Below are 26,321 nucleotides of genomic sequence, written 5' to 3' on the forward strand. Positions count from 1 at the left end.
CGTACATGTATACGAAGATTTTAGGTACCGGCAGCTACCTGCCAAAACAAGTGCGTACCAACGCCGATCTGGAAAAAATGGTAGATACGTCTGACGAGTGGATTGTCACGCGCACAGGTATCCGCGAACGTCGTATCGCCGCGCCAGACGAAACCGTATCCACTATGGGTTACGAAGCCGCACAGCGCGCTATCGAAATGGCGGGTATCGATAAAGAAGAGATTGGCTTGATCGTGGTTGCCACGACGTCTGCCACGCATGCTTTCCCAAGCGCGGCGTGTCAGGTGCAGAACATGCTCGGCATTAAAGGCTGCCCGGCGTTTGACGTCGCTGCCGCGTGCGCTGGCTTCACCTATGCCCTGAGCGTTGCCGATCAGTACGTGAAATCCGGTGCCGTTAAATATGCGTTGGTAATCGGTGCTGACGTGCTGGCGCGCACCTGCGATCCAACCGATCGTGGAACGATCATTATTTTCGGTGATGGTGCTGGTGCGGTGCTGCTGGGGCAGTCCGAAGAGCCGGGTATCATCTCTACGCATCTGCATGCCGATGGCAGCTATGGCGAACTGCTGACCCTGCCTAACGCCGATCGCGTTAATCCGGACAACTCGATTTACCTGACCATGGCAGGGAACGAGGTGTTCAAGGTTGCGGTGACAGAGCTTGCACACATCGTTGATGAAACGCTGGAAGCGAATAACCTTGAGCGTTCCGCGCTTGACTGGCTGGTACCGCATCAGGCGAACCTGCGTATCATCAGTGCGACCGCCAAAAAGCTGGGCATGTCGATGGATAACGTTGTGGTGACGCTGGATCGTCACGGCAACACCTCTGCGGCGTCGGTACCGTGCGCATTTGATGAAGCGGTACGCGACGGACGAATCAAACGGGGCCAGTTGGTCTTGCTTGAAGCCTTCGGTGGCGGGTTCACCTGGGGTTCCGCGCTGGTTCGTTTCTAGGATAAGGAATAAAAAAATGACGCAATTTGCTTTTGTGTTCCCGGGCCAGGGTTCTCAAACCGTTGGGATGTTGTCTGAAATGGCAGCAAACTACCCGGTCATTGAAGAGACTTTTCGTGAAGCTTCTGATGCGCTGGGTTATGATCTGTGGGCACTGACCCAACAGGGGCCGGCCGAAGAGCTGAACAAAACCTGGCAGACTCAGCCAGCGCTGCTGACCGCGTCCGTTGCGCTGTGGCGAGTATGGCAGCAGCAGGGTGGTAAAGCGCCAACGCTGCTTGCGGGTCACAGCCTGGGTGAATACTCTGCGCTGGTGTGCGCCGGTGTGATCGCGTTTGCTGACGCGGTGCGCCTGGTAGAACTGCGTGGTAAGTTCATGCAGGAAGCGGTGCCAGAGGGTACCGGCGGCATGTCTGCCATTATTGGTCTGGATGATGCCGCGATTGCAAAAGCGTGTGAAGAATCCGCTGAAGGTCAGGTGGTTTCTCCGGTTAACTTCAACTCGCCGGGCCAGGTCGTTATCGCTGGTCATAAAGAAGCGGTTGAACGTGCCGGCGCTGCCTGTAAAGCCGCTGGCGCGAAACGCGCGCTGCCTCTGCCGGTCAGCGTACCGTCTCACTGTGCGCTGATGAAGCCCGCCGCTGAGAAACTGGCGGCTGAGCTGGAAAAAATTACCTTTAACGCACCGACGATTTCCGTTGTGAACAACGTCGATGTGAAATGCGAAACCGCGCCGGAGGCTATCCGTGACGCACTGGTTCGCCAGCTCTACAGCCCTGTACAGTGGACCAAAACCGTTGAGTTTATGGCCTCTCAGGGCGTTGAGCACCTGTATGAAGTCGGCCCTGGTAAAGTCCTCACCGGTCTGACAAAACGTATTGTTGACACCCTGACTGCCTCGGCGATTAACGAGCCGGAAGCGATGTCAGCGGCACTCTCGCAATAAAAGAGGAATACCATGAGTTTTGAAGGAAAAATCGCCCTGGTGACTGGCGCAAGCCGCGGTATCGGGCGCGCAATTGCTGAAACACTGGTTGCGCGCGGCGCGAAGGTGATTGGTACAGCAACCAGCGAGAAGGGCGCTCAGGCCATCAGCGAGTATCTGGGTGCGAACGGTAAAGGTCTGGTACTGAATGTGACCGAACCTGCATCTATCGAATCTGTTCTGGAAAATATTCGCGCAGAGTTTGGCGAAGTGGATATTCTGGTCAATAATGCCGGGATCACACGCGACAACCTTCTGATGCGAATGAAAGATGATGAGTGGAACGATATTATCGAAACCAACCTGTCATCTGTATTCCGTCTGTCAAAAGCGGTAATGCGCGCTATGATGAAAAAGCGTCATGGTCGTATTATCACTGTTGGTTCTGTGGTTGGTACCATGGGAAATGCTGGTCAGGCTAACTACGCTGCGGCGAAAGCGGGTCTGATTGGTTTCAGTAAGTCGCTGGCGCGTGAAGTCGCGTCCCGCGGTATTACTGTAAACGTTGTTGCTCCGGGCTTTATTGAAACGGACATGACGCGTGCGCTGACTGATGATCAGCGTGCGGGTACGCTGGCGGCAGTTCCGGCGGGTCGTCTTGGCGACCCTAAAGAAATCGCCAGTGCGGTTGCATTTTTAGCCTCTGACGAAGCGGGTTACATCACTGGTGAGACCCTCCACGTCAACGGCGGGATGTACATGGTTTAATCACGATCGAAAATATTTGCGTTATTAGGGCAAATGGCCTCAAAATAACGTAAAATCGTGGTAAGACCTGCCGGGATTTAGTTGCAAATTTTTCAACATTTTATACACTACGAAAACCATCGCGAAAGCGAGTTTTGATAGGAAATTTAAGAGTATGAGCACTATCGAAGAACGCGTTAAGAAAATTATCGGCGAACAGCTGGGCGTTAAGCAGGAAGAAGTTGTGAACTCCGCTTCCTTCGTTGAAGACCTGGGCGCAGATTCTCTTGACACCGTTGAGCTGGTAATGGCTCTGGAAGAAGAGTTTGATACTGAGATTCCGGACGAAGAAGCTGAGAAAATCACCACCGTTCAGGCTGCCATTGATTACATCAACGGCCACCAGGCGTAAGTGAACATCTCCAGGCGGTCATTCGACCGCCTGAGTTTTATCTTTTTTAGTCCCACGAATCTCTTTTTTTATCCCTCCCTGGAGGACAAACGTGTCTAAGCGTCGTGTAGTTGTGACCGGACTTGGCATGTTGTCTCCTGTCGGCAATACCGTAGAGTCCACCTGGAAAGCTCTCCTTGCCGGTCAGAGCGGCATCAGCCTAATCGACCATTTCGATACTAGCGCCTATGCAACGAAATTTGCTGGCTTAGTAAAGGATTTTAACTGTGAAGAGATCATCTCGCGCAAAGAACAGCGCAAGATGGATGCCTTCATTCAATATGGAATTGTCGCTGGCGTTCAGGCCATGCAGGATTCTGGCCTTGAGATTACGGAAGAGAACGCAACCCGTATCGGCGCTGCTATCGGCTCCGGGATTGGCGGTCTTGGCCTGATTGAGGAAAACCATACATCACTGATGAATGGCGGACCGCGTAAGATCAGCCCGTTCTTCGTTCCGTCCACGATTGTTAACATGGTGGCAGGTCACCTGACCATTATGTTCGGCCTGCGTGGGCCAAGCATATCTATCGCTACCGCGTGTACGTCTGGCGTGCATAACATCGGCCAGGCCGCGCGTATTATTGCGTACGGCGATGCAGATGCTATGGTTGCGGGTGGTGCTGAAAAAGCCAGTACCCCATTGGGTGTCGGTGGTTTCGGCGCGGCGCGTGCGCTCTCTACCCGTAACGATAACCCTCAGGCGGCGAGCCGTCCGTGGGATAAAGACCGCGATGGTTTCGTGCTGGGTGACGGCGCAGGTATGCTCGTGCTGGAAGAGTACGAACATGCGAAAAAACGTGGCGCAAAAATTTATGCTGAAGTCGTTGGCTTCGGTATGAGCAGCGATGCTTACCACATGACCTCTCCTCCGGAGAACGGCGCGGGTGCTGCGCTGGCGATGGAAAACGCGATCCGTGATGCGGGTATTACCCCGGCGCAGATTGGCTACGTTAACGCGCACGGCACTTCTACGCCGGCAGGCGACAAAGCAGAAGCTCAGGCGGTTAAGTCTATCTTCGGCGAGGCTGCCAGCCGCGTAATGGTCAGCTCCACGAAATCCATGACCGGTCACCTGTTGGGTGCGGCGGGTGCAGTAGAGTCTATTTACTCTATCCTTGCGCTGCGCGATCAGGCTGTTCCGCCAACCATCAACCTGGATAACCCGGATGAAGGTTGCGATCTGGACTTCGTTCCGCACGAAGCGCGCCAGGTTAGCGGTATGGAGTACACCCTGTGTAACTCCTTCGGCTTTGGCGGCACGAATGGTTCTCTGATCTTCAAAAAGGTCTGAGCCTGACTGCCCGAAAGCTATAAAAAAAGGTCCGCTTGCCGGGCCTTTTTTATTAGGGAAAATCCCCTTGTCCGGCTTATAACATCCTGCCAGACTGAGCCTCCACGCATAAGGAGCCACCATGTTTTTAATTAATGGCCTTGAGCAAGAAACGCTGCCGGCAAGCGACAGGGCAATTCAGTTTGGCGATGGCTGTTTCACCACTGCGCGTATTCTTGACGGTGAGGTATGTCTGCCTGACGCCCACATTCGTCGTTTACAAAAAGCCTGCGAGAAATTGCTGATTCCCTTCATCCAGTGGGACATTCTCGAACGCGAGATGCGTCGGCTGGCGTCAGGCAAAACAAGCGGCGTCTTAAAAGTTATCATCAGCCGCGGCAGTGGCGGGCGAGGGTACAGCGGGTCCGCCTGTCAGCATCCCACGCGTATTCTTTCTGTTTCAGCTTATCCCGCTCACTATGCGCGCTGGCGTGAGGAGGGGGTGACCCTGACGCTGAGCCCGGTACGCCTGGGGCGAAACCCGATGCTCGCCGGAATAAAACATCTTAATCGCCTTGAACAGGTACTTATTCGTACTCATCTTGAACAGACGGACGCCGATGAGGCGCTAGTTCTTGACAGCGAAGGGTTCATTACGGAATGCTGTGCGGCTAATTTATTCTGGCGGAAGGGCCGCGACGTATTCACGCCTTCGCTGGAACAGGCTGGGGTTAACGGCATCATGCGCCAGTTTTGTTTGCAACAGCTGGCACGTGCGGGCTTTAACGGTGTCGAAGTACACGCAAAGGAAGAGGCGCTGCTGACCGCCGATGAGGTCGTTATCTGTAATGCGTTGATGCCTGTTATACCCGTCCGGGCATATGGGCAACAACGCTGGTCTTCGCGCGAGCTGTTTACGTTTTTAGCCCCGATATGTGAGCAAATCAGATAGTCATGAAGAAAATGTTGCGCTTTGTCCTTCTCCTGATCGTTGCGCTGGGTATCGCCGGCGGAGCGGGAGTATGGAAGGTTCGCCAGCTGGCGGACAGTAAAATCCTGATTAAAGACGAGACGATTTTTACCCTGAAAGCAGGTACCGGGCGGATGGCGCTGGGCGAGCAGCTTTACGGGGATAAAATTATCAACCGTCCACGCGTGTTCCAGTGGTTATTGCGTATTGAGCCTGAACTGTCTCACTTCAAGGCTGGCACCTATCGCTTTACGCCTGGCATGACCGTCAGAGAGATGCTACAGCTGCTGGAAAGTGGTAAAGAGGCACAGTTCCCGCTGCGTTTTGTCGAAGGGATGCGCCTGAGCGATTACCTTAAACAATTACGTGATGCGCCTTACATCAAGCATACGCTCAAAGATGACCGTTACGAGACGGTCGCCGAGGTGCTGAAATTTGAACATCCTGAGTGGGTAGAAGGCTGGTTCTGGCCTGACACCTGGATGTATACGGCAGGCACGACCGATGTGGCGATTCTTAAACGGGCACACAAAAAGATGGTTGCGGCGGTTGATTCCGCCTGGGAAGGGCGCATGGACGGGCTGCCTTATCAAGATCAAAACCAGTTTGTGACAATGGCCTCGATCATCGAGAAAGAGACGGCCGTTGCTGCCGAGCGCGATCGTGTCGCTTCGGTATTCATCAACCGTCTGCGAATCGGCATGCGTCTGCAAACCGACCCGACCGTCATCTACGGCATGGGCGAGAGCTACGCCGGCAAGATCTCCAGAAAAGATCTGGAAACGCCAACGGCGTATAATACTTACGTGATTAACGGTTTACCGCCGGGCCCGATAGCCACGCCGAGCGAGGCTTCGCTTAAAGCCGCCGCGCACCCGGCCAAAACTCCGTACCTCTATTTTGTGGCTGATGGAAAAGGGGGGCACACCTTTAACACCAACCTTGCCAGCCATAATCGCTCTGTTCAGGACTATCTGAAGGCACTTAAGGAAAAAAATGCGCAGTAAATACATTGTCATTGAGGGACTCGAAGGGGCGGGTAAAACCACAGCCCGCAACGTGGTGGTCGATACGCTGAAATCGCTTGGCATTTCCGACATGGTTTTCACCCGCGAGCCGGGCGGTACTCAGCTGGCGGAGAAACTGCGTAGCCTGGTGCTGGACATTAAATCCGTTGGCGACGAAGTTATCACTGACAAAGCCGAAGTGCTGATGTTTTACGCGGCTCGCGTCCAGCTGGTTGAGACCGTTATTCAACCTGCTCTGGCCGAAGGCAAGTGGGTGATTGGCGACCGTCACGATCTGTCGACTCAGGCCTATCAGGGCGGTGGGCGCGGTATTGACCAGACGATGCTGGCAACCCTGCGTGATGCCGTACTGGGTGATTTTCGCCCGGACCTGACGCTCTATCTGGATGTGACCCCGGAAGTGGGCCTCAAACGCGCCCGCGCGCGCGGCGAACTGGATCGCATTGAACAGGAGTCTTACGACTTCTTTAACCGCACGCGCGCACGCTATCTTGAACTGGCCGCACAGGACAGCGCAATTCGTACCATTGATGCAACGCAATCTCTGGAAAACGTGACGCGAGATATCCGGCAGACCGTTACGCAGTGGCTACAGGAGCAGCAGGCATGAAATGGTATCCATGGTTGCGCCCGCACTTTGAACAGCTCATCGGCAGCTATCAGGCCGGGCGGGGGCATCATGCGCTACTGATTCAGGCGTTGCCGGGAATGGGGGATGATGCATTGATCTACGCCATCACCCGCTTCCTGATGTGCCAGCAGCCGGAAGGGCACAAAAGCTGCGGTAAATGCCGCGGCTGCCAGCTGATGCAGGCGGGCACGCATCCTGACTACTATACGCTTGAGCCTGAGAAGGGCAAAAGCGCGCTCGGTATTGATGCCGTGCGTGAAGTCAGCGAGAAACTGTATGAACATGCGCGACTGGGCGGGGCGAAGGTTGTCTGGCTCAACGACGCTGCGCTGCTCACCGAGGCGGCGGCGAACGCTCTGCTTAAAACCCTGGAAGAGCCGCCGGAAAAAACGTGGTTCTTCCTCTCATGCCGGGATCCGGGACGATTGCTGGCGACGCTGCGCAGCCGTTGCCGCCTTCATCACCTGACGGTGCCCCAGGAATCGTGGGCGCTGAGCTGGCTGGAACGAGAGGTGACAACGTCACAGGAGAGCGCGCTGTCTGCGCTGCGCCTCAGCAGCGGCGCACCCGCGGCGGCGCTGGCGTTACTGCAGCCTGACGTCTGGTCGCAGCGAGAAGCGCTCTGCCGGGCCCTTGAGGCTTCACTTAACACCCAGGACTGGCTGGGTTTACTGCCTGCGCTGAATAGCGATCGGGCCGTTGAGCGTCTGCACTGGCTGGCCTCCCTGCTTCTGGATGCGCTAAAAATCCAGCAAGGGGCAACGCTGCTGACTAACCCGGACGAGTGGCCCCTGGTGAACATGCTGGCGAGCCGCCTTACAGGCGCGTCTCTGCACGCTATCCTTCATGATGTTTGCGAGAGCCGCGAACAGCTTTTAACCGTGACGGGCCTTAATCGCGAGCTTTTGCTGACAGACCAGCTGTTGCGTATCGAACATTACCTGCAACCAGGCGTTACGCCGCCTGTTTCCCATCTCTGAGAGAGACATTATGTTTTTAGTCGACTCACACTGCCATCTTGATGGCCTGGATTATCAATTCCTGCACAACGACGTGGATGACGTGCTGGCGAAAGCCGCTGCCCGCGATGTGAAATTTTGTCTTGCGGTGGCGACGACGCTGCCGGGGTATCGCTCAATGCGTGAGCTGGTGGGCGTTCGCGATAACGTGGTGTTCTCCTGCGGCGTTCATCCGCTGAACCAGGATGAAGAGTATGACGTAGAAGATCTGCGCCGACTGGCAGCAGAAGAGGGCGTCGTGGCGATGGGGGAAACCGGGCTGGATTATTTTTACACGCCGGAAACGAAACCGCGTCAGCAGGCGTCCTTCCGCAACCATATCCGCATTGGCCGCGAACTGAACAAGCCCGTCATCGTGCATACCCGCGACGCGCGCGCCGATACGCTGGCGATCCTCCGGGAAGAAAACGTGACGGATTGCGGTGGCGTACTACACTGTTTCACAGAAGACAGAGAAACGGCGGGTAAACTGCTTGATTTGGGGTTTTATATTTCGTTTTCCGGGATCGTGACGTTCCGTAACGCTGAGCAACTCCGTGATGCTGCGCGTTATGTTCCGCTCGATCGCATTCTGGTGGAAACAGACTCTCCGTATCTGGCGCCGGTACCGCATCGCGGTAAAGAGAACCAGCCGGCCATGACGCGAGACGTAGCGGAGTACATGGCCGTGCTTAAAGGCGTCAGTATTGAAGAACTGGCCCGCGTCACGACGCAAAACTTCTCTGCGCTGTTCCATATTGACCCCGCCCGCCTGCAATCCGTCTGATAAGCCTGTTTTTTTTAGGCTCGTAATTAATAAATAAAACGAGTAAAGTTCACCGCCTCATTTGGGGCGGTAACGGTCTTCTTAGAAACATCCAGACATGCTTTTTGTAAATTACTGAAAGTTTTTCGACCGCCTTAAGCTGAAACGTGATAGCCGTCAAACAAACTCAGAGGGAATTATTTTACTCTGTGTAATAAATAAAGGGCGCTTAGATGTCCTGTCCACGGCACGGTACTCCCCCCGGGCCAATGCGTGAAAGCGTAAAAAAAGCACAAATACTCAGGAGCACTCTCAATTATGTTTAAGAATGCATTTGCTAACCTGCAAAAGGTCGGTAAATCGCTGATGCTGCCAGTATCCGTACTGCCTATCGCAGGTATCCTGCTGGGTGTCGGTTCTGCTAACTTCAGCTGGCTGCCAGCCGTAGTTTCCCATGTGATGGCTGAAGCAGGCGGTTCCGTCTTTGCTAATATGCCTCTGATCTTCGCTATCGGTGTTGCGCTGGGCTTCACCAATAACGACGGCGTTTCTGCGCTGGCTGCAGTGGTTGCTTACGGTATTATGGTGAAAACCATGGCCGTGGTTGCGCCACTGGTTCTGCATTTACCGGCAGAAGAGATTGCCGCGAAACACCTGGCAGATACTGGTGTTCTGGGCGGTATCATCTCCGGTGCGATTGCAGCGTATATGTTCAACCGCTTCTATCGCATCAAGCTGCCTGAGTATCTGGGCTTCTTCGCGGGCAAGCGTTTTGTTCCGATCATCTCTGGTCTGGCAGCGATTTTCACTGGCGTGATCCTGTCCTTCATCTGGCCACCAATCGGTTCCGCTATCCAGACCTTCTCTCAGTGGGCTGCTTACCAGAACCCGGTTGTCGCGTTCGGTATCTACGGCTTCATTGAGCGTTGCCTGGTGCCATTCGGTCTGCACCACATCTGGAACGTTCCATTCCAGATGCAGATTGGTGAATTCACCAACGCAGCGGGTCAGGTGTTCCACGGCGATATCCCACGTTACATGGCGGGTGACCCAACTGCAGGCAAACTGTCTGGTGGCTTCCTGTTCAAAATGTACGGCCTGCCGGCTGCTGCGATTGCTATCTGGCACTCTGCTAAGCCAGAAAACCGTGCAAAAGTGGGCGGTATCATGATCTCCGCAGCGCTGACCTCGTTCCTGACCGGTATCACCGAGCCGATCGAGTTCTCCTTCATGTTCGTTGCGCCGATCCTGTACATCATCCACGCTGTACTGGCTGGCCTGGCGTTCCCAATCTGTATCCTGCTGGGTATGCGTGACGGTACGTCCTTCTCTCACGGCCTGATCGACTTCATCGTTCTGTCCGGTAACAGCAGCAAGCTGTGGCTGTTCCCAATCGTGGGTGCGTGCTATGCCGTTGTTTACTACACCATCTTCCGCGTGCTGATCAAAGCACTGGACCTGAAAACTCCGGGTCGTGAAGATGCAACTGAAGACAGCAAAGCAGGCGCGACAAGCGAAATGGCTCCGGCACTGGTTGCCGCGTTCGGCGGTAAAGAGAACATCACTAACCTGGACGCGTGCATCACTCGTCTGCGTGTGAGCGTTGCTGACGTTGCGAAAGTAGACCAGCCGGGTCTGAAAAAACTGGGCGCAGCAGGCGTGGTTGTTGCAGGTTCGGGCGTTCAGGCAATCTTCGGTACTAAATCCGATAACCTGAAAACCGAAATGGATGAGTACATCCGCAACAGCTAAGCTGTGACCTGGGGAGACTAAGGCAGCCGAATGGCTGCCTTTTTTATTGCTGTAGTTTGTTGTGCCAGGTGGCGGCTTAACGCTCAGAAGTCGTAGCTCACGCTCAACGAGACGTTCAGCGGCGCGCCATAAACCACGTAAGAGCCGACGTAGTCGTAATACTCTTTGTCGAACAGGTTGTTAACGTTCGCCTGAACAGCAAAATCTTTGGTCACCTGATAACGGCTGAACAGGTTAACCAGCCCGTAGCTGCCTTGCTCTGCGCGGGATTGTCCCGCCGGGCCACCGTCCACATCTGTCCACACTTTGTTCTGCCAGTTTACGCCACCGCCTACCGTCAGCGCTGGCAGCATTGGCAGTTGATAACGGGTAAACAGCTTCAGTGTCGTGCGCGGCTGATCGGAACTGACAGCGTTGCCGTTCTTATCTTCCGCAATGTAGCGGGTTGCGCCGAACGTCAGCTGCCAGTTATCGGTCAGGGCGCCGTTTAGCTCGAACTCAATCCCTTTGCTGACCACGCCGTCCAGCGATTCATAAATCGACTCACCGCTCGGCATGTAGGTATAGGTGTTGCTCGCCACGTTATCCTGTTCAATGCGGAAAATCGCCAGCGAGGTGGTGAGGCGGGTATTGAACCAATCCGCTTTTACGCCGGCTTCATAGCTTTTGCCCGTCGTTGGGTCGAGATAGCGTCCGCTGGCGTCACGCTTGTCCTGTGGCTGGAAGATGGAGGTATAGCTGACGTAGGTCGACCAGTCTTCGTTGATATCGTAGACCAGGCCCGCGTAAGGCGTTACGTCATCTTTGGTGCTTTCAAGACGGGTGTCAGGAGAGCCCGCCGGGTTATAGCGAATGTTGTAGTTGGTGTAGCGCGCCCCGAGGATCAGGTGCAGCGGGTCGGCCAGCGAGAAGCGGGCGGAAGTATAGGCCGATGACTGGCGGATGTCGTCCTGGCTGTAGAGCTTCCACGGCGTCCACTGCGGATCGGCGATATTCCCGTTCCAGTTTTTGAAATTCCCCACGTCAACCATGCCGTACAGCGCATCCGGCATTCTGTTGTCATAATGGTTGCGCTGTCGGCTGAAGCTGCCGCCAAACATCATCTCGTGCTGACGGCCGAAAAGATCGAAGCCGCCGCGCAGGAAGGCATCAACCGCATCCTGTTTGCGTTCACCTTTGTTCCAGCCGCCGTAGCCCACCATGCCCGCACCGGTCTGTTTATCGGGATAGCCGGACATATACATCAGCTTGCTGTCGAAGTTGGTCTCCGCGTGCATGCCGTTGACGTGCGCTTCCCAGCCGTTATCGAAACGCTGCGTCAGGTTAGCGAAGATGCGGGTGCTGTCCTTGTCCGAGTAGGCCCAGTCAGGCGCGACGGTCTGGCTACGGCTGTAATCGGTTTTACTGCCGTCGCTGTACCAGGTCGGCAGCCCGCCCCAGGTCGGATCGGCGGTGTGGCTTTCCTGATACTCATACCCCACTGAGAGGGTCGTGCTGTCGGTGAAGTCAGCATCCATCACGCCGTAAAGGAACTTCTTCCGGTAGTGATAGTTGTCCACGAAGCTGTCGTTGTCCTGATAGCCCGTAATCAGGCGTCCCCGCACCTTCCCGGACTCTACCAGCGGTGCCTGCAGATCCAGCACGTAGCGCTGTTTGTCCCAGCTGCCGTAGCTGACGGAGACATTGCCTTTGAATTCATTGCTGTCTGCATGTTTACGCACCATATTGACGTACGCCGCCGGATTACCGGTACCGGACATCAGCCCGGTTGCGCCGCGGACCACTTCGATACGGTCGTAAATCGCGGTATCGGCGGCGGTGTCGCCGAAGTTCCACACTTCGCTGATGGAGGTTGGCAGGTCGTCAAAGGCGTAGTTGCTGACGAAAAATCCGCGTGAATAAAATACGGTACGGTCGCTGTCCTGGACCTGCGCCGTTACGCCAGTCGTGTTGTTTAACACCTGGCCGATAGACTGCAGGTTCTGATCCGCCATGCGCTGTTGGCTAATGACGCTAACGGACTGCGGAATATCGCGGGGCACGAGGAGCAGTTTGGTCCCCGTGGTAGTGGTCTTTACGCTGTAATCCCGATCCTGCCCGCTGGAGGCATCCGGGACGCTATCGAAACCGCCATCAACCACAACGGTATCTTCGCCTGTGGCGGCGGCAAAACTCACGGCTGGCATCAATGCCATGGCAATACAGGCTGCCAGCAACGAAGGCGTTGCGACAGACTGACGTTGCCCATCCCTGGTGTGATGATTGAAAGACATTATCAAACCCTTAATGAACGGTGAAGGTTAGCTGCGTCAGTCCCGAAGACACGGTCTGACGTCGTTTTCTATGTTAAAAATGCGCATGAAAATGCAAATGCGAAATATACGCATTGCTATTAATGCTGTAAACAGATGTGTCGAGCGGAACTGAAATAATGTTTCAGCTCGTTTAGACGCGCGAGCGGTCACTCTTCAGTCAGCTGATGAATATTCAACAAAGAATTCGGGGGAGGAGGTTGAAAGGACAGGAGAAACTCGCTCATACTCATGAATTGTGTCGCGCACTCATTCATAGAGTGTGTTAACAGCGGACGCACCACGCCAGATTTAACAAAAAAGGAAAAGGTCATGGCCGAAGAAACGATTTTCAGTAAAATTATTCGCCGCGAAATCCCGTCGGATATCGTCTATCAGGATGAACTGGTAACGGCTTTCCGGGACATTTCCCCTCAGGCACCGACACACATCCTTATCATTCCCAATATTCTGATTCCGACCGTAAACGACGTAAAAACCGAGCATGAAGTGGCATTAGGTCGTATGCTGACGGTGGCTGCGAAAATTGCCGAGCAGGAAGGCATAGCGGAAGACGGCTATCGTCTGATCATGAACTGTAATCGTCACGGCGGCCAGGAAGTTTATCATATTCACATGCATCTGCTGGGTGGACGTCCGCTGGGACCGATGCTGGCTCACAAAGGTCTGTAACATGTTTAAAGGGCGTATTGCAGCGCTGGTAATGACGATGATGATTGTAGGATGCAGCACGCGTCCGGCGATCCCCGTGAGCGATGAACAGACGCTGGTGATGGAATCCTCCGTGCTGGCCGCGGGCATTACGGCGCAACAGCCCGCGTTAACGATCAGTGAAATTAAGTCTTCTGCTTCCTCTGCGCTCTTTAACGAAAGAAATGAACCTGTAACGGTCCACTACCGTTTTTTCTGGTATGACGTAAGAGGTCTTGAGATGCATCCGCTGGAGGCGCCGCGCAGCGTCACCCTTCCGGCAAGGTCGTCGGTAACGATCTATGACAGCGCCAGCTATCTGGGTGCGCATAAGGTGAGACTTTATCTTTATCTCTAAGGGGTGAACCTTGATTAAAAATTTGAGCCGTTATGCGCTCGTGACAGCTTTCGCTCTGTTCCTTGCAGGGTGTGTGACCCGTACTGAACAGCCTGCGCCCGTGGAAGAGGCTAAACCGGGTACTGAACAGCCGACGACGCCAACGCAGCCGCAGCCAACCGTGCCGTCGGTACCGTCGATTCCGTCCCAGCCTGGCCCGATTGAACATCCGGACCAGACGTCACAGCCTGCGCCGCGCGTGCGCCACTATGACTGGAACGGTGCGATGCAGCCGATGGTCGGCAAAATGCTGCAGGCTCAGGGCGTGACGGCAGGCAGCGTGCTGCTGGTCGATAGCGTGAACAACCGTACCAACGGTTCGCTGAACGCGGGCGAAGCGACAGAAACGCTGCGCAACGCTCTGGCAAACAACGGTAAGTTTACGCTGGTCTCTGCTCAGCAGCTCGCGGTAGCCAAACAGCAGCTGGGGCTGTCGCCGCAGGATAGTCTCGGCACCCGCAGCAAGGCGATTGGCATTGCCCGCAACGTTGGCGCACAGTATGTGCTGTACTCTAACGCGACCGGCAACGTGAATACCCCAGCCCTGCAAATGCAGCTGATGCTGGTTCAGACAGGCGAAATTATCTGGTCAGGTAAAGGTGCGGTTACGCAACAATGACAGCACGCGTGAAGACATTCTGACGCGCTTTTTTCCGCAGTACCGCCTTATCGCGCCGCAGGCCCACTCCGGGCTTGGCGGCGCGAGTTGCATTATAGCGCAGGGCGAGCACCGCCTGGTCTTGCGGCAGAATCACGATCCCTTCGCGCCCGCTTTCCATTTTCGCCGTCAGTTTCGCGCCCTCAGGCGTCTTCCGTCGGATCTCGTGCCGGAACCCCGTTTTTTCAGGCAGGGCTGGATGGCCGTCGACTACCTGGAGGGGGAGGTAAAAAGCGCGCTGCCGGACACGCAGGCGCTTGTGGCGATGCTGTATCATCTGCACCAGCAACAGCGTCTGGGATGGCGAATCACCTTACTTCCGCTGCTGGAAAACTACTGGCAGCAAGCCTCTCCAGCAAGACGTAACCCAGTGTGGCTTGCGCATCTCAAACGGCTGCGTAAAACGGGCGAGCCGCAACCGATTCGGCTCTCGCCGTTGCATATGGATGTGCATGCCGGGAATATTGTTCATACGCCACAGGGAGCCAGGCTTATCGACTGGGAATATGCCGGAGACGGCGATGTGGCGCTGGAGCTGGCCGCGGTCTGGACGGAAAGTGAAGCCGCGCGGCAGAAACTCATCACAGAGTATGCCAGAGTGGCGCACGTTGACGCCGATGCGCTGGCGCGCCAGGTAAGACGCTGGCGGCCATGGGTCATCATGCTGATGGCGGGCTGGTTTGAGATGCGTTTACAGCAGTCTGAAGATAAACAATTTATTGCGCTGGCAGACGATGCCTGGCGCCGGTTACAAACGAAAGGATAAGAGAGGTGAGTGTGGGTCCAGTCATGTTGGATGTTGAAGGGTTTGAGCTGGATGCGGAGGAGCGTGAAATTCTGGCGCATCCGCTGGTGGGTGGCCTGATCCTGTTTACCCGCAACTATCACGATCCGGCGCAGCTGCGTGAACTGGTGCGCCAGATCCGCGCCGCGTCGCGCAATCATCTGGTGGTGGCCGTCGATCAGGAAGGTGGCCGCGTACAGCGTTTTCGCGACGGTTTTACCCGCCTGCCTGCAGCCCAGTCTTTTGCCGCGCTGCTCGGCACGGAAGAGGGGGCAAATCTGGCTCAGGAAGCCGGCTGGTTGATGGCCAGTGAAATGATTTCCATGGATATCGACATCAGCTTTGCACCGGTGCTGGACGTGGGACATATTAGCGCCGCGATTGGCGAGCGCTCCTACCATGAAGATCCGCGTATTGCGCTGGCCATGGCGACCCGCTTCATTGACGGCATGCACGATGCCGGGATGAAAACTACCGGGAAACACTTCCCGGGCCACGGGGCGGTAACGGCGGACTCGCATAAAGAGACCCCGCGCGATCCGCGCCCGGAAGCGGAAATTCGCGCGAAAGATATGTCGGTGTTCCGCTCGCTTATCACCGATAACAAGCTGGACGCCATCATGCCTGCGCATGTGATTTACAGCGACGTTGACCCACGTCCTGCCAGCGGCTCTCCGCACTGGCTGAAGACCGTTCTGCGTCAGGAGCTGGGCTTCAACGGCGTGATCTTCTCTGACGATCTCTCGATGGAAGGGGCGGCGATCATGGGCAGCTACGCTGAACGCGGCCAGGCGTCGCTGGATGCAGGTTGCGATATGATCCTGGTCTGCAATAATCGTAAAGGTGCCGTTAGCGTGCTGGATAACCTGTCGCCGATCAATGCAGAGCGTGTTACACAATTGTATCATAAAGGTTCATTTAGCCGTCAGGAGCTGATGGATTCGGCGCGCTGGAAGACGGTCAACGCCCGGCTTGAAGACCTGAACGAGCGCTGGCAGGCACATAAAGCCAGCCTGTAAACCCTCCCGGAAGGCGTAGCGTGGTGAGAAGACAATGATCATCTATTTACACGGTTTTGACTCAAACAGTCCTGGTAATCATGAGAAAGTGCTGCAGCTGCAGTTTATCGATCCTGATGTACGGTTGATCAGCTACAGCACGCGCCATCCAAAGCATGATATGCAGCATCTGCTCAAAGAGGTGGACAAAATGCTGCAGCTTAACGTTGACGACCGCCCGTTGATTTGCGGCGTGGGGCTGGGTGGCTACTGGGCGGAGCGGATTGGCTTCCTGTGCGACATCCGCCAGGTGGTCTTCAATCCCAACCTTTTCCCGAACGAGAACATGGAAGGCAAGATCGACCGCCCGGAAGAGTATGTCGATATTGCGACCAAGTGCGTCAGCAATTTTCGCGAGAAGAACCGTGACCGCTGCCTGGTGATCCTGTCGCGTAATGATGAGGCGCTCAACAGCCACCGGGCTGCAGAACTCCTGCATCATTACTATGAGATAGTCTGGGACGAAGAGCAGACCCACAAGTTCAAAAACATCTCCCCGCACCTCCAGCGCATCAAAGCCTTTAAAACACTGGGCTAAACCACAGCCTGCCACTTCAGAAACCCGGTCGCGAACGCGCACCGGGTTTCTTTTTGTCCAGAATTGTCTACTTTTAAGCCATCAAAACTTGATGCACATCAATTTTGGTATGACCAATGCGCCTGACGTGTTATTCTCAATGCACCTGAATGGTTTCAGTGCTGTAACCTGTTGTTAATTAAGGGTTATTTTCATAACTTTTAATTAACAATTGGTTAATAATTTGAGGGGGTCACGTTGACTACGCCATTGAAAAAGATAGTGATTGTAGGCGGTGGTGCTGGCGGGCTGGAGCTGGCGACACAGTTAGGCAAGAAGCTGGGGCGCGGTAAAAAAGCCAAAATTACGCTGGTGGATCGTAACCACAGCCACCTGTGGAAGCCGCTGCTGCATGAAGTGGCGACCGGTTCTCTGGATGAGGGCGTGGACGCGCTGAGCTATCTGGCGCACGCGCGCAACCATCATTTCCAGTTCCAGCTGGGCTCGGTGGTGGACATCAACCGTGAGAGCAAAACCATCACCCTGGCCGAGCTGCGTGATGATAAAGGCGAACTGTTGGTTCCTGAGCGTAAACTGCCGTATGACACGCTGGTGATGGCGCTCGGCAGTACCTCCAACGACTTCAACACGCCGGGTGTTAAAGAGCACTGCATCTTCCTCGATAACCCGCACCAGGCGCGTCGTTTCCACCAGGAAATGCTGAACCTTTTCCTGAAGTACACCAGTAACATGGGTGCGAACGGCAAGGTTAACATTGCCATTGTCGGCGGCGGCGCGACGGGCGTAGAGCTGTCCGCGGAGCTGCACAATGCGGTGAAACAGCTGCACAGCTACGGTTACAAAGGGTTAACTAACGAAGCGCTGAATGTGACGCTGGTTGAAGCGGGTGAGCGTATTCTGCCTGCGCTGCCTCCGCGTATTTCCGGCGCGGCGCACAATGAACTGACGAAACTGGGCGTGCGCGTCCTGACGCAGACCATGGTGACCAGCGCTGACGAAGGTGGACTGCACACCAAAGACGGCGAGTACATCAAAGCGGATCTGATGGTCTGGGCGGCAGGTATCAAAGCGCCTGACTTTATGAAAGAGATCGGCGGTCTGGAGACGAACCGCATTAACCAGCTGGTTACGGAGCCAACGCTGCAAACCACGCGTGACCCTGATATTTTTGCTATTGGTGACTGTGCCTCCTGCGCGCGTCCTGAAGGGGGCTTCGTGCCGCCGCGCGCTCAGGCCGCGCACCAGATGGCAAGCCTGGTGCTGCACAACATCCTGGCGCAGTACAAAGGCAAACCAATGAAGGCGTATGTCTATAAAGACCACGGTTCTCTGGTATCGCTGTCAAACTTCTCTACCGTCGGTAGCCTGATGGGTAACCTGATGCGTGGCTCGATGATGGTGGAAGGGCGCATTGCACGTTTCGTGTATATCTCCCTGTACCGTATGCACCAGATCGCGCTGCACGGCTACTTTAAAACGGGCCTGATGATGCTGGTGGGCCGAATCAACCGCGTCATTCGTCCGCGTCTGAAGCTGCACTAATCTTTCACTCCCTCCGGGCCCTCCGGGGGGATTTTTTAGCATATCATGCTGCTCGTTGTGGATTAGGGGCTTAAGAGTTCTCCTAAACACGATATATATCTCCCCGATGTTCCCTTTTTGAGCCTTTGTCTTATTGGCGAAGCCGCGCCTCCATTGCAGAATTGTTACCAATAGCAACAAAGGAGGAAGTCCCGTGAATAAATCAATGTTGGCGGGTATAGGGATTGGTGTCGCAGCTGCGTTAGGTGTGGCAGCTGTTGCCAGTCTCAACGTTTTAGATCGCGGCCCGCAGTATGCGCAGGTGGTTTCCGCAACGCCTATTAAAGAAACCGTAAAAACCCCTCGTCAGGAGTGTCGTAACGTCTCCGTAACCCATCGTCGTCCGGTACAGGATGAAAACCGTATTGCCGGCTCTGTTCTCGGCGCGGTAGCGGGTGGGGTGATTGGTCACCAGTTCGGCGGCGGCCGGGGCAAAGATGTGGCGACCGTGGTCGGCGCGCTGGGTGGCGGCTATGCCGGTAACCAGGTGCAGGGCGCGATGCAGGATAATGATACCTACACTACGACTCAGCAGCGCTGCAAAACCGTCTATGACAAGTCGGAGAAAATGCTGGGCTATGACGTGACGTATAAAATTGGCGATCAGCAGGGCAAAATCCGCATGGATAAAGACCCGGGTACCCAAATTCCACTGGATGGAAATGGTCAGCTGGTACTGAACAACAAAGCGTAAAAAAGATGTTCTCTGAATTTAGCTCCTCATGCGCTCAGGCTGAGGAGCTTTTTTTTTCAGATTTTCAGTAGCTCAGGCCACAGCCGCAGCGTGGTGTCGCTAATATTCTGCAGTTTTTCCAGCGTCGCCCCTTCACGGGCGCTGATCGACATCCCCTGCAAAATACAGCTCAGGTATTGCGCCAACAGCTGAGGATTGCATTGCGCAGGGATTTCACCGCGCTGCTGGCGCTGAGCCAGAAATGCGCTGAGCGTTTCTTCCTGCATTGCATGACGCGATTTCACCGTATTGGCGATCTCTTTCGACGCCGCCGCCAGGGTGGCAGAGGTGTTAATCATAAAGCAGCCCGCGGGCGTCTCTTTACTGGTGAAACAGGTGGCAACGGCGGTGAAGTAATCCCGTAGCGCCTGTTCAACACTTTTCTCTTCACAAAATAGCTGCGCTTCGTGTTTCGCCGCAAAGCGCGAAATGTACCTGTCCAGCACCGCCCTGAACAGCCCCTCTTTATTGGTAAATTCAGCATAAAGCGTCGGCGCTTTGGCTCCGGTGGCTTCTACCAGATCGGAAAGCGAGGTCGCTTCATACCCATGTTGCCAGAAGAGAGTCATGGCCTTATCAAGCGCTGCATCCCTGTCAAACACTTTTGGTCGGCCACGGCTTTTCTTCGCACAACTCGTGACGTCGGTTGTCATTTGCCGTTGGTCCTCTGTTGGTTTGTTGAATGACCATTATAAAAATAAACGCTACCCACCACCAGTGCAGAATGCTTAAAAATAAATTAATCATATATGTATGAAAAATAACGACTTTAAAATTTAATTAATGCTCGTTATAAAAATATGTTGACGCGTGAGCTGGATCACACTTATGATTTACCTATCGATCGTTAACTTAATAGATAACGACCTCTAAATTCATCTGCCAAAGGTAAACATTATGAAAAACGTAAAAACCCTCATCGCTGCTGCTGTCCTGAGTTCACTCTCTTTCGCAAGCTTTGCTGCTGTACAGGTACAATCCACTCCAGCCGATCAGCATAAAGTCGGGACGATCTCTGCGTCTGCCGGGACTAACCTGGGCTCACTGGAAGATCAGCTGGCGCAAAAAGCGGAAGCAATGGGTGCAAAATCTTACCGCATCACTTCTGTGACCGGCCCTAACACCCTGCACGGCACCGCTGTAATCTACAAATAAGCCGGGCATAAACCCTCATTTATGCCACTGCAATAAAAAACGCCCTGCTCAGCAGGGCGTTTTTTATTTCTGATTTACATCGGCTGCGGGACGACATCGTGATGCCGGGTGACATCGGTCGGCATGCCTGACCGTGCCTCCATCGCGCGCTCCATCACCAGACTATCGGTATTCGCATTCGTTTTGAAGCTCACCATCGCGGCATTCAGGTTAATGGGTAACGTCTGCGGATCGTCGCCGATATTTTTTGACAGCGGCTGGTGAATCTCAACCAGCCGCACGCCGCCTGGCTCTTCAGAGACCTTAATCGGCGTATTGATAATATTCACCTTCGTTCCCGGCGTAACGACGTTAAAAAGCGTTTTGATATCGTTATCGCGCAGACGAATACAGCCGGAGCTGACGCGCATGCCGATGCCAAAATCCGCGTTCGTCCCGTGCAGCAGGTAAACGCCGCCGTACGCGGCAAGGCGGATCGCGTGGTGACCCATCGGGTTATCCGGGCCTGCCGGCACCACGGCAGGAAGATCGATGCCCTGGGCCTTATACCGGGCGCGAATGTTGGCCGTCGGCGTCCAGGTTGGGTTGGCGCGTTTATCCGAGACGGTCGTGACCATCGTCGGCGTCAGCGTATCGCCGCCCAGCTGACCAATACCGATAGGATAGACGGTAACCTCATTTTTACCCGGCGGGTAATAGTACAGACGCAGCTCCGCCAGGTTGATCACGATCCCTTCGCGCGGGGCATCCGGCAGGATAGTCTGTAACGGGATGGTCAGCACGCTGCCCGCGCGCGGGACGTACGGGTCGACGCCGGGGTTCGCCTGCAGCAGGGCCAGAAAACCGACGTTATATTTTTTGGCTATCGCTTCCAGTGAACCGCCATTGTTTTCAACCACATGAAAGCGGTTCTCACCCACCACCTTGCTGCCGGGCGGGGGAAGGGGCCAGGTGTTTGCGCGCGCAGGAAGCGCAACCGCGACGGTGGCCGCCAGCGCAAACAGGGTTATCCAGCGGGTAAAACGCGAAGAGGTCATCATCACCATAATCCATGCAAACGATAAGGTTATTGTTTTATAAGAAGTTAATGATAATTATGGCGAATGGGTGTGTCGGGAAGATCGGATGAAGTGCAAAGAATTTGTAAATTGTCCCCCCGGCAGCACTGCACTGACGGGGGGAAGGGCGAGTTATGCGACGGCGTTCTCTTCCAACTGACGCATAAAGTTACGCACCCAGTCCATGCGGGTTTTGCGCTCCGTCAGCTCCTGGGTAAATTTCAGACGGGTTGGACCATCCAGACGGAAATGCTGCGGCTGTTTTTGCAGCAGACCGATCAGCCACATCGGGTTGACGTGATTCTTCTCGGCAAATTCAATTACGCCGCCTTTTTCGTTGCCTTCAAGTTTGCGAATGCCCAGCTTCTGCGCCTGCTGGCGCAGGCGCGCGATATCCAGCAGGTTTCTCGCCGCATCTGGCAGCAGGCCGAAGCGGTCAATCAGCTCCACCTTAATCTCTTCCAGCTCGTTCTCATTTTTCGCACTGGCGATACGCTTGTAGAACGACAGCCGGGTATTCACATCCGGAATGAAATCGTCCGGCAGCAGGGAAGGCATGCGGAGTTCAACCTCGGTCTGCTGGCTGGTCAAATCTTCCAGAGACGGTTCACGTCCGGCCTTCAGGGCATCGACCGCGTTTTCCAGCAGCTCCATATAGAGCGAGAAGCCGATGGTCTCCATGGAGCCGCTCTGATCTTCACCCAGCAGTTCGCCGGCACCGCGGATCTCAAGATCGTGCGTGGCCAGCGCGAAGCCTGCGCCGAGATCTTCCAGCGAGGCGATGGCTTCCAGGCGCTTTTGCGCGTCGGTGGTCATCGCTTTCGGATGCGGCGTCAGCAGCCACGCGTAGGCCTGATGGTGTGAACGCCCGACGCGGCCGCGCAGCTGGTGAAGCTGGGCCAGACCAAAGTGATCCGCGCGTTCGATAATAATCGTGTTCGCGGTCGGAATGTCGATCCCGGTCTCAATGATGGTGGTACACACCAGCACGTTAAAGCGCTGGTGGTGGAAGTCGTTCATCACCCGTTCCAGCTCGCGTTCGCGCATCTGCCCGTGCCCGATGGCAACGCGCGCCTCCGGTACCAGTTCAGCCAGCCTGTCGGCGGCTTTCTGGATATTTTCGACGTCGTTATACAGGTAATACACCTGGCCGCCGCGCAGCACCTCACGCAGGATCGCCTCACGCACCACCAGATTGTCATACTCGCGAACAAAGGTTTTTACCGCCAGACGGCGCGCCGGTGGCGTGGCGATAATCGACAGATCGCGCATGCCGCTCATCGCCATGTTCAGCGTGCGCGGGATCGGCGTTGCGGTCAGGGTCAGGATGTCGACGTCCGCGCGCATCGCTTTGATGCGCTCTTTATGACGCACCCCGAAGCGGTGCTCCTCGTCGACGATCAGCAGCCCCAGATCTTTCCACTTCACGTCGCTTTGCAGCAGCTTGTGGGTGCCGATCAGAATGTCGATTTTGCCTTCGCTTGCCTGCTCCAGGATCTGTGTTTGCTCTTTAGTGCTGCGAAAACGCGACAGCATCTCTATACGTACCGGCCAGTTGGCGAAACGGTCCCGGAAGTTGTCGAAGTGCTGCTGGGCGAGCAGGGTGGTCGGCACCAGCACTGCCACCTGCTTGTTGTTTTCCACCGCAAGGAAGGCGGCGCGCATCGCCACTTCGGTTTTGCCGAAGCCGACGTCGCCGCAGACTAAGCGGTCCATTGCCAGCGGCTGGCACATGTCGCTCAGCACGGCATTAATGGCCTGGGCCTGATCCGGCGTGGTTTCAAACGGGAAGCTGTCGCAGAACAGCTGGTACTGTTCTTTGTCGTGCTTAAAGGCGAAGCCCTCTTTGGCCGCGCGCTGGGCGTAGATATCCAGCAGCTCGGCCGCCACGTCGCGCACTTTCTCCGCTGCCTTCTGGCGCGCACGCGCCCAGGCATCTCCGCCCAGCTTGTGCAGCGGCGCGTTCTCCTCCGCACCGCCCGCGTAGCGGCTGATAAGGTGCAGGGACGAAACAGGCACATAGAGTTTGGCGTCGTTGGCGTAGGTCAGCATCAGGTACTCACCTTTGATACCGCCCGCTTCCAGCGTGGTCATCCCCTGATAGCGTCCGACGCCGTGCTCCAGGTGAACAATCGGCTGGCCCGGATGCAGCTCGGCCAGGTTACGGATCAGCGTGTCCGGGTTGATGGTCCGACGACTGTCCTGCCGACGGCGCGCGACGCGCTCGCCTAGCAGGTCGCTTTCGCAAATCAGCGCCAGGTTGTTGAGCGTGTCAATGAACCCGTGCTCGGCGGCGCCAATCATCAGGTAACGACCATTCCCGGTCGCTTCGCTTAACCGCAGAATGCGCTTCGGCGCAACTTTGATGCGTCCCAGCAGCTCACCGAGCGCTTCGCGGCGGCCTTCACTCTCAACGGAAAACACGACCGGGCCGGTAAAGGACTCCAGGAACTTGCGCAGATTATCCAGCGGCGATTTCTGCTGCGCCTGAACGGCCAGGTCCGGCAGCGTCCGGAAGGCGAGGTTCGTATTGGCGGCTTTATCGGCGAGCGAGTCGGTTTTGAGCTGCATGCGCGGCCAGCGCTTCAGCTCGGCGTTAAGCTCGTCGGTGCGCAGCCACAGCGCTTCCGGCGGCAGGAGCGGACGCATCGGGTCAACGCCCCGGTTTTCGAAGCGCGCGCGGGTTTCGCTTTCAAAGCGGCTGGCGCTGGCGTCGATATCGCCGGTGTTTACAATCAGCGTATTCGCCGGGAAATAGCTGAACAGGGCAGGCAGCGGCTCGTTGAAGAACAGCGGCTGCCAGTATTCGATCCCGGCCGGGAGCGTGCCTTTGCTGACCTGCTGATAGATATGTTCTGCATCACGCTTCACGTCGAACCTGTCGCGCCACTGGCTGCGGAACAGTTCGATGGCGGTTTTGTCCGTCGGGAACTCATGCGCGGGCAGTAAATTGATAGACTCCACTTCCTCCAGCGTGCGCTGGGTGTCGGCATCGAACACGCGCAGGCTGTCGATTTCATCATCAAAGAAATCCAGACGATACGGCTGGTCGCTGCCCATCGGGTAAAGGTCGAGCAACGCGCCGCGGGTCGCGTATTCCCCGTGTTCCATGACCTGATCGACATGGCGATAGCCGGCACCGTCAAGCTGGTCGCGCAGGGTGTCGCGAGACAGGCGCTGGCCTTTTTTCATCACCAGCGCGTGACCGTGCAGATAGCTGTGCGGGCAGACGCGTTGCATCAGGGTATTGACCGGCACAATCAGCACGCCGCGCTGCATAGTCGGGAGTTGATACAGGGTCGACAGGCGCGAGGAGATGATCTCCTGATGCGGAGAGAAGCTGTCATAAGGCAGCGTTTCCCAGTCGGCCAGGCTGAACACCAGGCTATCGGTGAACTGGCGGATTTCGTCGTGCAGGCGCAGGGCGTTTTGCATATCCGGGGCAACCAGTACCACCGGGCCAGGGTGCCGCTCGGCGATTTCTGCCACCAGCGTGGCGCACGCCGCGCCCGTGAGTTCACCCAGCTGACGCTGGTCGCCCGCTTTGACGGGCAAGGAATAACGATAGTGTTCAGGCATGGCTATGTCAGAGTCTCTTATGGATATACCAACAGTATTGGGGCATATCACTGATACGCAATGTCTTTATTATCCTCGATCGTTTTACATAAGCAAATCGTAACCGCACGGCAGGGCTAAACGCCCCCAAAACGGGGGCGGAGGGGCATTAACGGGTGGCAGGTGACAGGCTCCGCGTAGACGGAGGAGAGAAGAAAACGTCCCCGAACAGCGCGGTGGAGATTTTACGCACCCCGAGCCCGGCAAGGGTACAGATAAGCAGGCTGGCAAACGGGTAGACCAGTATTAAGCACAGTTCTGCCCAGATCGGCCACAGGGCGGCATTCATCTCGCCAATCAGGATCAGGCTGAAGGCCTCTATTAATATGCGGTGGGTGGTATAGATCGCAATGGTGTTTGAGCCAATCACGTTCAGCAGGTTGTTAGGATGCACGGCATAGCGCTGCTCGAAGCTATAGAACAGCTTCATGATCAACACAATCGACAGCAGGGAAAGCAGGAGAGGAACGTTTGCAAACCACAGCACCACGGAGACGGCCGCGAAAGCGCCAGTTGCCAGCCAGGTGCGGCGCAGGTTGAAGCTTTTCATCCACGTCATCAGCTCCGCGCCATACCACGCCCCCATGCTGTAGTAGATCATGTTGCGTACCACGCTGTTCATTCCCCACCACGGCAGAGGCAGGAAGTTGATCGCGATGCTCGCCAGCGCCAGCAGTCCGAGTACCGGCAGCTTCCAGCGGCTCAGCAGTTTACACAGCGTGAAGTAGACCACCAGAGCATACAGATACCACAGGCTGGTGCTGGCGGTGACCATCCCCAGCACAAAGCCTGAGAACGAGTCGGCGTAGGCCGCATTCGACGAGGTGGCAAGCTCGCGGTCGGGCGCCAGCCAGGCATTCAGGTGGGTCAGCGCTTGCCATTGCAGGACGCCCCACAGCGCCAGAACCCAGACAATGCTCCAGATCCGCTTGTCGAGGCTGGTGCGCCAGTCTACCTCATCAATATAACGACGGATCAGATAGCCGGAGATAAAGAAGAAGACCGGCATACGGAACGGGGCGAGATAGAGGTTAAAATAGACCCAGCATTTGGCGAGAAGAGCGGAGAGCGGGTGTTGCAGCCCGCTCAGATGCGGGTAAAAGGTGATGACCGAATGATAGATAACCACCAGGCAGATACAGAGCCCTTTTATCTGGTTAATCCATAATGCTTTTTGCTTCATTGTTCGCGACTACCTTATTGCCATAAACGAACGAGCAATTGTTGTTAAACGAAGCC

General features: G+C 55.7%; 25 protein-coding genes. 20 read left to right on the plus strand and 5 right to left on the minus strand.

Features of this window, described 5'->3' with window-relative positions:
* The first annotated feature begins 5 nt into the window (after positions 1–5).
* The 11 genes from AC4ICF_RS09105 to ptsG all read left to right on the plus strand — a co-directional run bounded on the left by AC4ICF_RS09105 (position 6) and on the right by ptsG (position 10,500).
* Complete coding sequence (locus AC4ICF_RS09105; protein ID WP_116340666.1) at positions 6–959, plus strand: beta-ketoacyl-ACP synthase III; 954 nt, start codon at positions 6–8, stop codon at positions 957–959.
* Positions 960–975: 16 nt separating this feature from the next.
* Positions 976–1,905 (plus strand): ACP S-malonyltransferase, encoded by a 930-nt coding sequence (gene fabD, locus AC4ICF_RS09110; protein WP_316378910.1) that lies wholly within the window; start codon positions 976–978, stop codon positions 1,903–1,905.
* 12 nt (positions 1,906–1,917) lie between these two features.
* Positions 1,918–2,652 (plus strand): 3-oxoacyl-ACP reductase FabG, encoded by a 735-nt coding sequence (gene fabG / locus AC4ICF_RS09115; protein ID WP_080327518.1) that lies wholly within the window; start codon positions 1,918–1,920, stop codon positions 2,650–2,652.
* A 154-nt stretch (positions 2,653–2,806) separates the two neighbouring features.
* Positions 2,807–3,043 carry an acyl carrier protein gene (gene acpP, locus AC4ICF_RS09120; protein ID WP_003857954.1) on the plus strand — a complete coding sequence of 79 codons (237 nt, stop codon included), beginning with the start codon at positions 2,807–2,809 and terminating at the stop codon, positions 3,041–3,043.
* Between the two features lie 91 nt (positions 3,044–3,134).
* Complete coding sequence (fabF, locus tag AC4ICF_RS09125) at positions 3,135–4,376, plus strand: beta-ketoacyl-ACP synthase II (RefSeq protein ID WP_045630098.1); 1,242 nt, start codon at positions 3,135–3,137, stop codon at positions 4,374–4,376.
* Between the two features lie 121 nt (positions 4,377–4,497).
* Complete coding sequence (pabC, locus tag AC4ICF_RS09130; protein WP_316378911.1) at positions 4,498–5,307, plus strand: aminodeoxychorismate lyase; 810 nt, start codon at positions 4,498–4,500, stop codon at positions 5,305–5,307.
* Between the two features lie 2 nt (positions 5,308–5,309).
* Positions 5,310–6,332 carry a cell division protein YceG gene (gene yceG / locus AC4ICF_RS09135; protein WP_116340660.1) on the plus strand — a complete coding sequence of 341 codons (1,023 nt, stop codon included), beginning with the start codon at positions 5,310–5,312 and terminating at the stop codon, positions 6,330–6,332.
* On the plus strand, positions 6,322–6,963 hold the full coding sequence (gene tmk, locus AC4ICF_RS09140) for a dTMP kinase (RefSeq protein ID WP_316378912.1): 642 nt from the start codon (positions 6,322–6,324) through the stop codon (positions 6,961–6,963). The genes yceG and tmk overlap by 11 nt, the downstream gene beginning before the upstream one ends.
* Complete coding sequence (gene holB / locus AC4ICF_RS09145) at positions 6,960–7,964, plus strand: DNA polymerase III subunit delta' (RefSeq protein WP_316378913.1); 1,005 nt, start codon at positions 6,960–6,962, stop codon at positions 7,962–7,964. Before tmk ends, holB begins: the two co-directional genes overlap by 4 nt.
* A gap of 10 nt (positions 7,965–7,974) precedes the next feature.
* Positions 7,975–8,769, plus strand: a complete 795-nt coding sequence (locus tag AC4ICF_RS09150; protein WP_491466208.1) for a metal-dependent hydrolase — start codon at positions 7,975–7,977, stop codon at positions 8,767–8,769.
* Between the two features lie 297 nt (positions 8,770–9,066).
* Positions 9,067–10,500, plus strand: coding sequence for a PTS glucose transporter subunit IIBC (gene ptsG / locus AC4ICF_RS09155; RefSeq protein WP_028012724.1), 1,434 nt, complete (start codon positions 9,067–9,069; stop codon positions 10,498–10,500).
* Between the two features lie 83 nt (positions 10,501–10,583).
* Here the strand turns inward: ptsG and fhuE are convergent, their stop codons facing one another.
* Positions 10,584–12,773 (minus strand): ferric-rhodotorulic acid/ferric-coprogen receptor FhuE, encoded by a 2,190-nt coding sequence (gene fhuE, locus AC4ICF_RS09160; protein ID WP_316378914.1) that lies wholly within the window; start codon positions 12,771–12,773, stop codon positions 10,584–10,586.
* Positions 12,774–13,124: 351 nt separating this feature from the next.
* Between fhuE and hinT the strand changes: the two genes are divergently transcribed.
* The 8 genes from hinT (at position 13,125) to AC4ICF_RS09200 (ending at position 19,212) form a co-directional block, all read left to right on the plus strand.
* Positions 13,125–13,484, plus strand: a complete 360-nt coding sequence (gene hinT / locus AC4ICF_RS09165; RefSeq protein WP_006809243.1) for a purine nucleoside phosphoramidase — start codon at positions 13,125–13,127, stop codon at positions 13,482–13,484.
* Between the two features lies 1 nt (position 13,485).
* Positions 13,486–13,860, plus strand: coding sequence for a YcfL family putative periplasmic lipoprotein (locus AC4ICF_RS09170; protein ID WP_316378915.1), 375 nt, complete (start codon positions 13,486–13,488; stop codon positions 13,858–13,860).
* A gap of 13 nt (positions 13,861–13,873) precedes the next feature.
* On the plus strand, positions 13,874–14,518 hold the full coding sequence (lpoB, locus tag AC4ICF_RS09175) for a penicillin-binding protein activator LpoB (RefSeq protein WP_116341164.1): 645 nt from the start codon (positions 13,874–13,876) through the stop codon (positions 14,516–14,518).
* A complete protein-coding gene (thiK, locus tag AC4ICF_RS09180; RefSeq protein WP_316378916.1) occupies positions 14,499–15,323 on the plus strand; it encodes a thiamine kinase in 825 nt (274 codons plus the stop codon). The genes lpoB and thiK overlap by 20 nt, the downstream gene beginning before the upstream one ends.
* A gap of 11 nt (positions 15,324–15,334) precedes the next feature.
* Positions 15,335–16,360 carry a beta-N-acetylhexosaminidase gene (nagZ, locus tag AC4ICF_RS09185; RefSeq protein WP_302220016.1) on the plus strand — a complete coding sequence of 342 codons (1,026 nt, stop codon included), beginning with the start codon at positions 15,335–15,337 and terminating at the stop codon, positions 16,358–16,360.
* Between the two features lie 34 nt (positions 16,361–16,394).
* Entirely contained in the window at positions 16,395–16,937 is a 543-nt protein-coding gene (ycfP, locus tag AC4ICF_RS09190) for an alpha/beta hydrolase YcfP (RefSeq protein ID WP_008500781.1), read from the plus strand.
* Positions 16,938–17,174: 237 nt separating this feature from the next.
* Positions 17,175–18,479 carry an NAD(P)/FAD-dependent oxidoreductase gene (locus tag AC4ICF_RS09195; protein ID WP_316378917.1) on the plus strand — a complete coding sequence of 435 codons (1,305 nt, stop codon included), beginning with the start codon at positions 17,175–17,177 and terminating at the stop codon, positions 18,477–18,479.
* A gap of 193 nt (positions 18,480–18,672) precedes the next feature.
* Entirely contained in the window at positions 18,673–19,212 is a 540-nt protein-coding gene (locus AC4ICF_RS09200; RefSeq protein ID WP_028012731.1) for a glycine zipper 2TM domain-containing protein, read from the plus strand.
* Between the two features lie 56 nt (positions 19,213–19,268).
* On the opposite strand, the gene AC4ICF_RS09205 is transcribed toward AC4ICF_RS09200, so the two are convergent.
* Positions 19,269–19,904, minus strand: coding sequence for a TetR/AcrR family transcriptional regulator (locus AC4ICF_RS09205; RefSeq protein WP_116340641.1), 636 nt, complete (start codon positions 19,902–19,904; stop codon positions 19,269–19,271).
* 244 nt (positions 19,905–20,148) lie between these two features.
* On the opposite strand from AC4ICF_RS09205, the gene bhsA reads away from it, so the two are divergent.
* Entirely contained in the window at positions 20,149–20,406 is a 258-nt protein-coding gene (bhsA, locus tag AC4ICF_RS09210) for a multiple stress resistance protein BhsA (RefSeq protein WP_023332711.1), read from the plus strand.
* Positions 20,407–20,480: 74 nt separating this feature from the next.
* Here the strand turns inward: bhsA and ldtC are convergent, their stop codons facing one another.
* The 3 genes from ldtC to AC4ICF_RS09225 form a co-directional block, all read right to left on the minus strand.
* A complete protein-coding gene (gene ldtC / locus AC4ICF_RS09215) occupies positions 20,481–21,446 on the minus strand; it encodes a L,D-transpeptidase LdtC (RefSeq protein ID WP_233002365.1) in 966 nt (321 codons plus the stop codon).
* Between the two features lie 150 nt (positions 21,447–21,596).
* Complete coding sequence (mfd, locus tag AC4ICF_RS09220; protein ID WP_163328771.1) at positions 21,597–25,043, minus strand: transcription-repair coupling factor; 3,447 nt, start codon at positions 25,041–25,043, stop codon at positions 21,597–21,599.
* Between the two features lie 148 nt (positions 25,044–25,191).
* Positions 25,192–26,265, minus strand: coding sequence for an acyltransferase family protein (locus AC4ICF_RS09225; RefSeq protein WP_316378918.1), 1,074 nt, complete (start codon positions 26,263–26,265; stop codon positions 25,192–25,194).
* Between the last annotated feature and the right edge of the window lie 56 nt (positions 26,266–26,321).

The organism is Enterobacter sp. ECC_219_Taxon_10, assembly GCF_058354905.1.